The sequence below is a fragment of the Caulobacter sp. BE254 genome (genome assembly GCF_031457295.1).
Taxonomy (GTDB): Bacteria; Pseudomonadota; Alphaproteobacteria; order Caulobacterales; family Caulobacteraceae; genus Caulobacter.
Map to the genome: position 1 here is coordinate 100,671 of NZ_JAVDWJ010000013.1, position 13,234 is coordinate 113,904.

6 protein-coding genes are annotated in these 13,234 nt (G+C 69.0%); 1 reads left to right on the top strand and 5 read right to left on the bottom strand.

Going from position 1 to position 13,234, the window contains the following annotated elements; all coding sequences use genetic code 11:
- Positions 1-3,219 (top strand): CusA/CzcA family heavy metal efflux RND transporter, encoded by a 3,219-nt coding sequence (locus J2X41_RS20230; protein WP_310084981.1) that lies wholly within the window; start codon positions 1-3, stop codon positions 3,217-3,219.
- Between the two features lie 5 nt (positions 3,220-3,224).
- Here the strand turns inward: J2X41_RS20230 and J2X41_RS20235 are convergent, their stop codons facing one another.
- From J2X41_RS20235 to J2X41_RS20255, 5 genes are all read right to left on the bottom strand, one after another.
- Positions 3,225-6,173 (bottom strand): TonB-dependent receptor, encoded by a 2,949-nt coding sequence (locus tag J2X41_RS20235; protein ID WP_310084984.1) that lies wholly within the window; start codon positions 6,171-6,173, stop codon positions 3,225-3,227.
- 339 nt (positions 6,174-6,512) lie between these two features.
- On the bottom strand, positions 6,513-8,234 hold the full coding sequence (locus J2X41_RS20240) for a glycoside hydrolase 43 family protein (protein WP_310084987.1): 1,722 nt from the start codon (positions 8,232-8,234) through the stop codon (positions 6,513-6,515).
- A gap of 11 nt (positions 8,235-8,245) precedes the next feature.
- The gene (locus tag J2X41_RS20245; RefSeq protein ID WP_310084993.1) at positions 8,246-10,201 is read right to left on the bottom strand and encodes a glycoside hydrolase family 97 catalytic domain-containing protein; all 1,956 of its coding nucleotides are present in this window, start codon (positions 10,199-10,201) and stop codon (positions 8,246-8,248) included.
- Positions 10,202-10,423: 222 nt separating this feature from the next.
- Positions 10,424-11,455 carry a LacI family DNA-binding transcriptional regulator gene (locus tag J2X41_RS20250; RefSeq protein ID WP_310084995.1) on the bottom strand — a complete coding sequence of 344 codons (1,032 nt, stop codon included), beginning with the start codon at positions 11,453-11,455 and terminating at the stop codon, positions 10,424-10,426.
- Positions 11,456-11,564: 109 nt separating this feature from the next.
- The gene (locus J2X41_RS20255) at positions 11,565-13,022 is read right to left on the bottom strand and encodes a glycosyl hydrolase family 28 protein (RefSeq protein ID WP_310084997.1); all 1,458 of its coding nucleotides are present in this window, start codon (positions 13,020-13,022) and stop codon (positions 11,565-11,567) included.
- Between the last annotated feature and the right edge of the window lie 212 nt (positions 13,023-13,234).

Below are 13,234 nucleotides of genomic sequence, written 5' to 3' on the forward strand. Positions count from 1 at the left end.
ATGCTCGCGCGCCTGATCGACCTTTCCGTCCGCTTCCGCTGGATCGTCGCCCTGCTGGCCATGGCCCTGCTGGCCTATGGCGGAAGCCAGCTGGCCGGCCTGCCCATCGACGCGGTCCCCGACGTCACCAACCGCCAGGTGCAGATCAACACCATCGCCCCGGCCCTCGGCCCGGAAGAGGTCGAGCGCCAGGTCACCTTCCCGGTCGAGACGGCCCTGGCCGGCATACCGGGCCTGGTCGAGACCCGCTCGCTGTCGCGGCACGGCTTCTCGCAGATCACCGCCGTCTTCACCGACGCCACCGATCTCTATTTCGCCCGTAACCTGATCAACGAGCGGCTGCAGGCCGCCCGTGCCGACCTGCCCGATGGGCTGGAGCCCGCCATGGGACCGCCGGTCACCGGGCTGGGCGAGGTCTATATCTGGACGGTCGAGCTGTCGGGCCCGGCGGCGCGGCCCGGCGCGGTCTATGTCACCCCTGAGGGCGACCGCCTGACCACCGACGTCCAGAAGGCCACCTACCTGCGCACGGTCCAGGACTGGATCGTCGCCCCGCAGCTCAAGACGCTGAAGGGCGTGGCCGGCGTCGACGTGCTGGGCGGCTACGTCAAGCAGTACGTCGTCCAGCCCGACCCGGCCAAGCTGGCGGCGTTCGGCATCGGCCTGCCGCAACTGATCGAGGCCCTGGAGCACGCCAACCGGGTCGAGGGCGCGGGCTATGTCCAGCGGGGCGGCGAGGCCTATATCGTGCGCGCAGACGCCCGGGTGAAGACCCTGGCCGAACTGGCCGAAACCCCTGTTGGGCGGCGCGGCTCGGCGGTGGTCCGCGTCTCGGACGTCGCCACCGTCGTGGTCGGCCAGGCTCCGCGCCTAGGCTCGGCCAGCGAGGCGGGACGCGAGGTCGTCATCGGCACCGCCCTGATGCTGGCGGGCGAGAACAGCCGGACCGTCGCCGCGCGGGTCGGCGAGCGCCTGAAGGAGATCCAGGCCAGCCTGCCGGCCGGCGTCGTGGTCAAGCCGGTGCTGGACCGCACCGACCTGGTCGACGCCACCATCGCCACGGTCGAGCACAACCTGGCCTTCGGCGCCCTGCTGGTCATCGCCGTGCTGTTCGTCGCCCTGGGTAACATCCGGGCGGCGATCATCACCGCCCTGGTCATCCCGCTGTCGTTCCTGTTCGCGGCCATCGCCATGCGGCGCTTCGGGATCAGCGGCAACCTGATGAGCCTGGGGGCGCTGGACTTCGGCCTGATCGTCGATGGGGCGGTGGTGGTGATCGAGAACACCCTGGGCCGGCTGGCGCTGCGACGGAAGGCGCTGGGCCGGCCGCTGGACGCCGGCGAGCGGATCGCGATCGCCGCGTCCTCGGCCCGCGAGATGGCGCGGCCCGCCGCCTTCGGCCAGGCCATCATCCTGATGGTCTATGCGCCGCTGCTGGCGTTCGAGGGCGTGGAAGGCAAGATGTTCGGCCCGATGGCGGCGACCGTGATGTTCGCCCTGGCCGGGGCCTTCCTGCTGTCCTTGACCTTCGTGCCGGCCATGGCCGCCCTGCTGATCGGCGAACCCAAGGGGCACGGCGAGACCCGGGTCATGACCGCCGCCCGCGCGCGGTTCGAGCCCGTGCTGCGCGGCCTCGTCGCCCGGCCGGTCGCGGTGGCGGCGGGCGCCGGGGTGGCCCTGCTGGTCGGCGTCGTCGCCTTCCTGAGCCTGGGCCGCGAGTTCATCCCGACGCTCGACGAGGGCGACCTGATGGTCCAGGCCTCGCGCGTGCCGTCGATCTCGCTGGAACAGAGCCAGGCCATGCAGTTCCGGGTCGAGAAGACCCTGGCGGCCATGCCGGAGGTCGCCCTGGTGTTCACCCGTACGGGCACCGCGGAGATCGCCTCCGACCCCATGCCGCCCAGCGCCTCGGACACCTTCGTCATCCTCAAGCCGCGCAAGGACTGGCCCGATCCGCGCCTGCCCAAGGCCGAACTGGTCGCGCGCATGGAGACAGCGCTGAGCAAGCATCTGGGCAACGCCTACGAGTTCACCCAGCCGATCCAGATGCGGTTCAACGAGCTGATCGCCGGGGTCCGCTCGGACGTCGCCGTCAGCGTTTATGGCGACGACTTCGCGGTCATGGACCAGACCGCCCAGAAGGTCGCCAAGGCGCTGCGCGGCGTGCGGGGCGCGGCCGACGTCAAGGTCGAGCAGGTCTCGGGCCAGCCGACGATCACCGCCACGGTGGACCGCACGGCGGCCGCCGCCCTGGGCGTCCACGCCAGCGACGCCGCCGACGCCCTGGCCATCGGCCTGGGCGGACGCGAGGCGGGCCATATCCTCGAAGGCGACCGGCGGTTCGACGTGGTCGTGCGCCTGGACGAGCAGCGCCGCAACGATCCGGCCGTGATGGGGCAGCTGCCGGTGATGCCCGAAGGCGCCGCGCCCGGCACGGCGGCGATCCCGCTGTCGACCCTGGCCCGCTTCGACGCCGCCGAGGGACCCAACCAGATCAGCCGCGAGAACGGCAAGCGCCGGATCATCGTCCAGGCCAATGTCCGGGGCCGCGACCTGGGCGGCTTCGTCGCCGAGGCAAAGGCCGCGGTCCGCGACCAGGTTCCCCTGCCGGCCGGCTCGTGGCTCGACTGGGGCGGCCAGTTCGAGAACCTGGAGCGGGCCTCGGCGCGCCTGACCGTGATCGTGCCGGCGGTCTTCCTGGTGATCGCGGTCCTGCTGTACTTCGCCCTGGGCTCGGCGACGGAGGCGGCGCTGGTCTTCGCCTGCGTGCCCCTGGCCCTGGTCGGCGGCGCGATAGCCCTGGCGTTGCGCGGCACGCCGTTCTCGATCTCGGCCGCCATCGGCTTCATCGCCGTGTCGGGCGTGGCGACGCTGAACGGGCTAGTGCTGATGCAGAGCATCAAGCAGCAGCTGGCCGCCGGGCTTGAGCCGGTCGAGGCGGTGGTCATCGGCACGGCGGGCCGCCTTCGGGCGGTCTTGACCACCGCCCTGGTCGCCATGCTGGGCTTTCTGCCCATGGCCGTCGCCATCGGTCCGGGAGCGGAGGTGCAGAAGCCGCTGGCCACCGTCGTCATCGGCGGCCTGCTGACCTCCACCGCCCTGACCCTGCTGGCCCTGCCCGTCTTCGCGGCCTGGCTGGCCGCGCGGCGTGACCTGACCGGGCTGTCCCACAAAAAAGCGCCGCCCCGAAGGGCGGCGCAGCAGGGGGAGGATGGGTGATCGGGTTAGCCGCCGAACTTGTAGCGGAGGCTCACCCCATAGATGCGGCCGTTGGCGTAGGACTGGCGCAGGATGTCAGTGTCGTTGCCGTTGTCGGGCTCGCCCACATAGCGCTGGGGCGCCTTGTTGGTGAGGTTCGACGCGGTCAGCGACAGGGTCATGTCCCTGCGCAGGTTGAAGTTCACCGAGGCGTCGAGCAGGCCGTAGCCCTTCAGGTAGCGGCCATCGATCGGGTTGGCCGAAACCCCAAAGAGAACGTAGTCGGAGCGGTAGGTGTAGACGATCCGCGCCGACATAAAGCCGCTCTCATAGAGGCCGGCGATGCTGTAGTTGTCGTCCGACTGGAAGGGCTGGCGCACGACCGTCGTCGATTTCGCCGCGCCGTTCAACTTCACTGGCAGCTCGGTCTTGACGTGGGTATAGGAGCCCTGAACGCCGAAGTTCTTCAGCACATGCGGCAAGAAGTCGTAGTCGAAGAAGGTCTGGAAGGCCAGTTCAACGCCCTTGGCCGTGCCGGGATTGGCGTTGACCGGCGTGGTGACGCGGTACTGGCCGGTCGGGCAGCTGTTCGAGGTCGCCCCGCTATAGGCCGGAGCGGTCGCGACGGCCTGGCAATTCTCTACGCCAAGAACGAAACCATCGATCTTCTTGTAGAATACCGCCGCCGAAACATAGCTCGTGCCGTTGAAGTATTTCTCGAACGACACATCGTAGCTGTCGGCATGCAGCGGCGCCAGGTCGGCGTTACCTTGCGATCCCGTGCCGTTGGCGGTGTTGACCGAAATGGTCGGGTTGATGTCGCCGACGCTGGGCCGGGTCAGGCCTTGGCCATAGCCGAAGCGCAGCAGGGTGTCGGGGGTGATGTAGCCGGTGACATTAAAGGTTGGCAGGACGTCAGTATAGGCGTTGCTGCTCTTGTTGGGGATCACGAGCGGCGTGCCGGTGCTGGAGTCGGTGATCCGCGCCTCGGCGTCGAGGTTGGTGCGCACGACCCGCACGCCGAGATTCCCGCGGATCTTGTCGTCCAGGAAGCTGAAGTCGGCGACGCCGTAGCCGGCGAAGGTCTCTTCGGTCGCCAATCGGCGCGACAGAAGGGTTTCGGGCAGGGAGTCCTCGGCGGGGGCTCCGGCCAGCGGGAAGCGGTTGCGGACGTTGTCGCCCAGCAGCGCGTCAGGGTCGAAGGTCAGGAAACCGCCGCCGTAGCCAGCGTCACCGTCGAGCCAGTTGTTGTGGGACGCTTTGACGAGGTCCTGGGCGCTGGTGACATAGACCGCATTCGAATAATCGGCCGCCAACGCCGCACCATTGGTCGTCAGGAACTTGTCGAAGAACGAATAATTGTAAAATCTTGATTTCTTTCGATAGTAGCGCGCGCCGAACTTGATGTCGTCGATGAAGTTGTCATGCAGCTTATATTTGCCGTCGAACTGAGCGGCGAGGCCCTCGTCGTCGTAAATGTTATTGGTGCCGTTGGAGTATTTCTGGAACGCCCAGGTGCCGGGGCTGGCCAGATCGGGCCCCGAGATCGAAACCTGCTGCTGCGCGCCGATCGCGCGGGTGGTGTTCCAGGCTAGGCCCGACCGCGGCACCATGATGACCGAGCGGTTGTCCTGGTGCTGGTCGGCCTTGACGTAGGACAGGTCGAATTTCAGGTCCAGGTCGTCGGTCGGGCTCCACTTGGCGCCGCCGGCCAGGATCCAGGTCTTGTAGAGCCGGTGCTCGTCGCCGCCGGTGCTGGTGAAGGTTGAGCCGAGGAAGGTGCCGCTGGCGAAGCGCTGGCCAGCCAGGACAACGTCCTCGCCGCCGTTGGCGTTGCGGCTGGTCAGGCCCTCGGTGGTGCTGAACGGGGTGGTGGTCAGGGTCTGGGCGTAGCGGCTGTCGCTCGAATTCAGGAACTGATAATTCTGGTGATAGAGATACGAGTTGTAGTTGCCGTCGACATAGAATTCGAGATTCGACTTCGGCTTCCACTGGAAGGCGCCGTTGACGCCCTTGCGGGTGCGCTTGATGTCTTCTTCGTTCTCATTGATCTGCACGCCGGCGAAATTGATCAGGTTGGCGCGTTCGGCCGCGGTCAGGGCCAGGGGATCGGCAACGTCGGCCAGATAGGTCACGTCGCTGCGGCCGACAAACGCGCGATTCAGGCTGGTGTTGGCCAGGTATTCGGCGCTGTCGGCGCGGACCGCCCGGCGCAGCTGGGCGCCGCCGGGGCCGGGGCCGTTGTCGGAACGGTTCCAGCTCTTCTGGTAGTTGGCGGCCAGCAGCAGGCCCATCTCGCCCTCGCCGACGTTCCAGCGATTGGCGACCAAGCCGAAATATTCCGGCTGCAGGCTCTTGACCATGTCGTTGTACTTGCCGGAAATCGCGGCGCTGGCGGTGAAGCCCTTCAGGTCCAGCGGGCGGCGCGTGCGCACGTCGACCAGGCCGCCGATGCCGCCCTCGATGTGCTCGGCCGACGGGTTCTTGTAGACGTCCAGCCCGGCGATCATGCCCGGAATGGCGGCCTCGATGTTGAACTCGCTGCCACCGGCGGTGAAGTAGGCGCGGCCGTCGACCTGCGACGCCGTCTGGCCCGACAGGCCGCGGATGGTCAGGCCCGAGCCGACGCCCACCGGCGAGGCGCCTTCGCCGCCATAGCGGTAACCTTGCACGCCCGGCACCCGGGTCAGGGTCTCGGCGACGTTGGGGTCGGGCAGCTTGCCGATGTCCTCGGCTCGGATGGAGTCGACCACCTCCATGGTGTTCTTCTTCATCGCCACCGACGACTGCAGGCTTTGGCGGATGCCGGTGACGACCACTTCGGCGACGGCGGTGTCGTTGGCGGGCGCTGCGGCCGTCTGGGCGTTGGCCGCCGTCCAGCCGGCCGCCAGCAGGGCGGTCATCGACGCGGTGGCCAGGAGTCGCCCGTTGGCCGAACGCTTGTGGGCCGAGCGGTTGTGGGTTGGCTTCGACATGGTGTCCCCTCCGGATGATCTCGTTGCGCCGCCCGGTCAGGGCGACGGTAGCGCACGACGCGCCCGGCTTTGCCGTGACGCTCCGACGCAGTTGCGGTTGGCCTCTTCGTTTCGCTCCTGAACGACCCGCGGCGACGCCGAGGCCATTTCATTTTCGTCTTGGCGGTCGTATCCGCCGCTGACGTACTGTTATCGATATCAAGATAAATGGCAATACGCCAATTGTCCTACTATTGCAGATTATCGACCCAAATGAGGTCCCTGGCCCCTGAAAACCGGCTCGGCACACGCGAGAGTAGTTATCGATATCATTCCCGCCGCAGGTCCGCCTCGTGGGCTCTAGGGCGCGACCTCGAACGACTCGACGTCGGTCCAGCCGACCCGCGTGGCGGCATAGGCCGGCCGGCCCGAGGCCGCCTGGCTGAAGACGCCCATCTGCGCGCCGACCCATCGCCCCGGCTTGCTGACGAACGGATCGCCGAGCGGCGTGTAGGTCACCCCGTCCAGGCTGTAGCTGAACACCACCCGGGCATGGGTCGAGCGCAGCATCGACGGCGCGTAGTGGGCGAAGCTCGGCGGCGGGTCGGCGACGGTGATCGGCGAGGCGCTGAGCCTGAGGTAGACGCCGGCCGGCGCCGAGGTCAGGCCCACAGTGATCCGTTCGGGCTGGAAGGCGTCGGCGCCGACCCGATCCACGCGCACCAGGCGCACGCCGTCGGCCGTCTTTTCCAGGCCGATCCAGGCGTAGTCGGCGCCGAACATCACCAGACCGGCGCGCTCGCCGACGGCCTTGGGCGCGAAATCGATCCTGGTGGTCGCGCTGAAGCTCGGCCCCGGCAGCTTCTGGGTCAGCAGCGCCCCGGCTTCCCATAGGTTCTCCGGCGAGGAGATGGACTTCAGGCGCAGCGCCCCAGGCCGGGCCGTCAGGCTGCTCCAGTCCTCGCCCGGATTGGCGTTCCATTGCCACGCCAGGGACAGCGCGCCGTCGAAGGTGTCGCTGGCCTGGACCGCGGTCGGGACCGCTCGCCGATCGACCTTGGGCTTGCGCCATTTCAGCACCGGCTCGCCGCGGCCGTCGCCGTCGAGGTCCTGGCCGATCACCGGCCAGCCGCCCTTCCAGGCCATGGGCTCCAGCCAGACCCGCCGGCCGTAGGAGTCGGTGTCCTGGAAATGCAGGAACCAGTCCTCGCCCTTCGGCGTGGTCACCCAGGCGCCCTGGTGGGGCCCGTTGATCTCCGTCATGCCCTGGTCGAGGACGTTGCGGCCTTCGTAGGGGCCCAGCAGGGCGCGGGACCGGAACACCCCCTGCCAGCCGCCCTTCACGCTGCCGGCCGGGGCGAAGAGGTAGTACCAGCCGCCGCGCTTGTAGAGCTTGGGCCCCTCGGTGGTGAACCAGGGCGACGGGCCGAAACTGGTGGCGACCTCCGGCAGCTTGGCGCCGTCGATCAGGGTCACCGGCTCTCCCACCGTCCGGTCGCCCGTCGCGTTCAGGCGCCGCGCGGTGATGACGTTGCTGAACCCCGCCCGGCTGCCGGCCCAGGCGTGCACCAGCCAGCCCTGGCCCTCGTCGTCCCAGAACGGCGCCGGGTCGATGGCGCCCTTGCTGTCATCGACCAGCACCGGCGCGCTCCAGGGCCCGGCCGGATCGGTGGCCGTGACCCGGAAGATCCCGAAGTCCGGATCGGGATAGTAGATCATGAACTTGCCGTCGCGGTGGCGGATGGCCGGCGCCCAGACGCCGCCGCCGCGCCGCGGCGTCGCATGGTGGGCCACCGGCGTGATCCGCGGCAGGGCGTGGCCGATCAGCGTCCAGTTGACCAGGTCGGTCGACTTCAGAATCGGCAGGCCCGGCACGTTGGTGAACGACGAGGCGGTCAGGTAGTAGGCCTCGCCCACCCGGACCACGTCCGGATCGGAATAGTCGCCGGCCAGCACCGGATTGCGGTAGGTCCCGTCCCCCTGGTCGGCGGCGAACGGCGGCGGCGGTCCGGCCTGGGCCAGGACCGAGGTGCTCGCGGCGCAGGCCAGGAGCGCGCCCAGGATCGTTTTGGCCAAGGGCACGGGCGTCTCCGCTACAGGGGCTCGAACAGGATGGCCTGGCCGCCGCCGGGCGCCAACGCCAGCGACAGCACCGTGGCGGCGGTGACCGGGACCTTGCGGATGACCACGGGCGTCTCGAACGCCTTGGCCGCGGCGGGACCGTCGGCGAACACGGTCGCCATCCATCGTCCCCGGCCCAGGAAGACCAGCGGCGCCTTCAGGACGCGCGGCGACTCGTTGGTCATCGCCCCCAGGAACCAGCGCTGGCCATGACGCCGCGCGACCATGACGTGCTCCCCGATCGCGCCCGACAGGGCCCGGGTCTCGTCCCAGGTGGTCGGGCATTCGTCGAACCACTGAAGGTCGGGCCACGCCCGGCCGGCGTACTTATCCGGGGTGTCGTACCAATAGAGGAAGGTCAGCGGATTGTAGTAGACCGCCGCCATCGCCAGTTGGTGGGCGTTGGTCGTCTGGTTCTTCGGGTTGGCGTAGCAGATCGTGTAGTCGATCGGCCCGGCCGCGGCGCGCGTGAACGGCAGGGTGACGTTGTGGCGGGCGGTCGGGAACTGCTCGTTGCCGCGCACCCCTTCCAGGGCGACATAGTTGGGCAGGGTCCGCTCCAGACCGGCCGGACGCAGGTTGTCGTGCAGATTGACCAGCAGGCGGTGCTCGCCGCAGGCCTTGACCAGGTCGAAGATGAAGTCGTTGTCGGCCTGGCGGCCTTCCCAGACAAAGCCGAACTTGATCCCCGCCACGCCCCAGCGTCGATAGGTCTCCAGGATCGCGTCTCGCTGGCGCATGGCCGGCACGCGATCGACATAGAGGATCATGCCGATCCCCTGGGCGCGCGCCGCGTCGATGATGCGTTGCAGGTCCAGACCGGCGATGGGGACGGTGGCGTCGCCGGGATCGGTGCCGTCGCCGTACCAGTGGGCGTCGAACTCGACATAGTCGAGCTTCCGCGCCGCCGCGAACGCGACGACCTTCAGGGCCGCTTCGGTGCTGTAGGGTTTGCGGATCCGTACCGCCCTGCCCGGCTTCACCCAGCCGACGTCGCCCAGCATATTGGGCGTGGCCAGGGTCGGGATCAGGTCGGCGCGCTCGATCAGGCCGGCGACATTGTCGGCGAGGATCAGGACCCGCCACGGCGTGGCCTGGCCCGCGTCGACCGTGAAGGTCGGAGCTGGCGGCGTGTCGCCGGGGCCCGACCAGCCGGTGGCGCGGCCGGGATAGTGCATCAGGTGGACCGCCAGCCCCTCGGCCGGGTCTGCCGCCGGCCGCAGCATGGCGCGGGGATAATGCAGGCTGTCGGACTCGGCGATCAGCACGGCGCCGCCGTTCGCCAGGACAGCGGTCACCGGCAGGTCGGCCAGCGGACCGACGTCGGAACTGCCCGTCAGGTCCGGATGGGCGACCGGAGCCAGGGCCGCCGGCGTCGAGCGCTGGTACTCGCCCTCGTCGCGGCTGGAATAGACCTCGACGCCGGGCGGCAGGTTGAACCCCGTGGCCTCGCCGGCCAGGGTCACGCCCTGGCGGAGGACGTAGCGGACCGCGCAGCCGGCGTCGTAGGCCCGGGCCACGACGGCGAAAGCGATGCCGGTCGCGGGGTCGCGCAGGTCGACGGTGATCTCCTCGCAGGCCTGGTCATAGGCGTCCCTGATCCCGAAGGTCGGCGACCAGGTTCCCGTCAGCCGGCGGCGCGACACCGAGACGACGACCGCCCCCGCGCCCAACGGGCGGCCGTCGGCCAGGACCAGCCCCAGCCGGCTGGGACCAAGCACTGCGCGACCGTCGCGAAGGACGCTCCAGGCCAGGGCGCCATTCCGCGGGTCCAGGTCCAGCCGCACTCGGCCGTCGGGCGAGACCACCCGCAGCGGCGCTGCGGCCGGTTTCGGCTTGGCCAGGGCGGCGCTCGCCACGCCGAGCGGCGCGGTCGCGGCGGCGGCCAGCAGTACGAAGCGGCGGCGGTCGACGGGTGGGCGGAGCATCACCGCGCTCCGGCCCGACGCGGTACGGGGGCGCGAACGCGCTTGCGGAGCGGGCTGATCATCGACGCCTCCCAGACACCTCTAGCCTTCGGCGCTCGAGCCGTGGCCTGTTTTCTCATGATCGACGCCCGAAGGCGCGACGATTGATATCGATATCATCGCTCCTTCCAAGCCGTCAATCAGGGGTGGACGTTCAGGTCGATCAGGTTCTCCCCCGGCGCGTCAGCCGGCGGGCGCCGCCGTCGATTGGCGGACCACCAGGGTCAGTTCGGCCAGGACGTGCTTGCGCGCCTGGTCCTCGTCGGCGTCGCGCCGCGCCAGGCCGGCGGCGAGCTCCACGGCGGTGGCGGCCATGTCGGCGATCGGCTGATGGATGGTCGTCAGCTGCGGCCAGATGGTCGAGGCCACCGGCGTATCGTCGAAGCCCGCGATGCTCAGCTCGGTCGGCACGGCGATTCCCATGCCGTGGGCGACGGCGCTGACGGCGGCGGCCATGTCGTCGTTGCTGGCGAAGATCGCCGACGGCCGGCGGCGCAGGCCCAGCAACTGGCTGGCCGCCGTCAGGCCCGAGCGATAGGTGTAGAGGCCCTGGACGACGTGGGCGTCGGGCACGGCCAGGCCAGCCTCGGCCATGGTCGCCCGAAAGCCCTCCTCGCGCCGCGAGGCCGTGGAGTGCGACGGATCGCCCTGGATGAAGGCGATGTCGACATGGCCCAACGCGATCAGGTGCCGGGTCATCATCGCCGCGCCCTCGAAGTCGTCGATCGCCACCGAGGTCACGTCCGGCGAGGGTTTGGCCGTGGCGAAGCTGACGGGCCCGACACCGGCGGCGGCCAGCAGCTTGAGAATCTTGGCGTCGTCGCACAACGGCGGCGGCAGGACCACCGCCCCGACCCCGGCCTCGATCAGCTTGACCACCGCCCTGGCCGGGGTGGGATGGGCCGCCGAGGGTTCGATCAGCAGCTGGCAGCCGATCTCGCCGGCCTTGCGGAAGGCCCCCATCAGGAAGGCGCTCAGGTTGGACGAGTTGGGATTGGAATAGAGCACCCCGACCTGGGCCACGCCGGTGCGCGTGGCGCGCGCCACGGCGTTGGGCCGGTAGCCGAGTTCCTCGATCGACTTCAGCACCTTGGCCCGCGCTGCATCGCTGATGAAGGCGTAGTCGTTGATCACCCGCGAAACGGTCATCGAGGAGACGCCAGCGTGCCTGGCCACGTCGTGCAGGGTCACGCTGGGGCGTCGTTTTCCGCTCAAGAGGCTCTCCCACCCGTCGCCGCGCCCGCGCACGGTTCCTGGCCGGCATTCTAGCCAAGATTTGCCGTCGCCCGGCTAGGCTAAATCGACGAGAGGCAGAGACGATGGACTACTTGAACGAAAGCCCGCTGACATGGGGACCGACCTCGAGAACCTCCGGCGCCGGGCCCGTCAGCTTGCGGCCGGCAATCGTGACATTGTCGAAGGTGACGTTGCGCACCGGCCGGTCCGGCGCGTAGCCGCCGATGATCGACGGCCCAGCCCAGCCCGATCCGGAATAGCTGACGTTCCGGAAGTGGACGCCGTCGATCAGCAGGCCCGGGCTGGTGTTGTACTTGGCGTTATAGACCACCCGCAGATTGATCAGCTTGCCCTCTTCGACATGGTCCACGCGGATGTTGCTGAACGTGACGTCGCGGACGGTGTTGGTGTCGCCGGCGCTGATGGCCATCGCGCCCTCGTATTCCGGATCGTCCTCGTCGAGGTTGAGCACGTCGATGTCATCGAAGACGATGTCCTCCAGCGTATTCGGTTTGACGCTGTCGCCGTGCAGGCCGACGAACATGGCGTGGGCCACGTCGGGCCAGAAGATCGAGCGGCTGACCCGCACGCGCCGGGTGTCGCCGACACCGTTCTTGCGGGTGGCGTAGATCGCGACGCTGTCGTCCGAGGTGCGGATGAAGGCCCTGTCGATGTCGACGTCCTGGCAGGCGAAGACGTTGATCCCGTCGGACCAGGCGCCCTTGCCGAACGCCTTGACGTCGTGGAACCGCACCTGGCGCGACGAACTGCACGCCATCGACCCGTGCACGGGATTGAGGAAGGTCGGCCCCTCGATCAGGACGTTGGCGGAATCCTGGACCACCAGCTGGTCGGATTCCAGGAACATCCCGTGGCCAATGATCTTGAGGTTCTCGACCTTGGTCGGCTGGAACACGCCCTGCATCAGCGCGCCGCCGGCGATGTAGAGGGTCTGGTTCGACGCGGCCGGGAAGGCGGTCGCGCCGTCGGGCGGAAGGTGCAGGCCGGGGCCGTAGACGACGACGCCGGGCCCCGGGGCCGGCGGCGCGATCGGCGTCCCCGCCAGGATGTGCAGGTTGCCCAGGCGGTCGCCGTCGAACTCCACCGAAAGGTTCTGCGGCCGATCCAGGGTGAAGTAGACGACCCCGCCCTTCACCGTCGTCTTGACGGCGTCACGCCGAGGCCGGACCTCGACCCTGCGGAAGTCGCCATTGTTCTTCTGGACGGCGACCTCGACGGTCCCGCGGAAATCGAACTGGACCAGCGAGGCGTCGTGCGGACGGTCCTGGTCGACCTTGATGGCGTATTCGTAGAGATCGCGCCACGGGCCGCCCGGACGCCGCACCCGCACGGTAAAGTCGTCATTGTGCAGACTGTAGACCAGCTTCGCCGGAGGCGCGGGGTAGATCTGCAGGTCCGGATCGACCTGGGCCGCGCCGCTCGGGTCGGTGTCGCTCTGGGCGACGGCCGCGCTCGACAGCCCCAGGATCAGGGACCCTAGAAGCGCCCCGGCCGCCGTCGATCGGAAAATCCCGTGTCTGCGCATGACGTCTCTCCCCGGGGGACGGCTGGAACGCCGTCACGTGATATCGATATCACACAGTCATAGCCCAACTCGCCAGCGCGTGTCACTACCCGCCACGACCATCTGGCCGTCGAATGGACTGTCTTCGGAGAATCCTGTCGCGAACCGGGGTCGCGGCGCGACCGAAAAAACTCGGGGCGCCGGCCAGGCCAGGCGCCCCGCTCTCGGAGTCA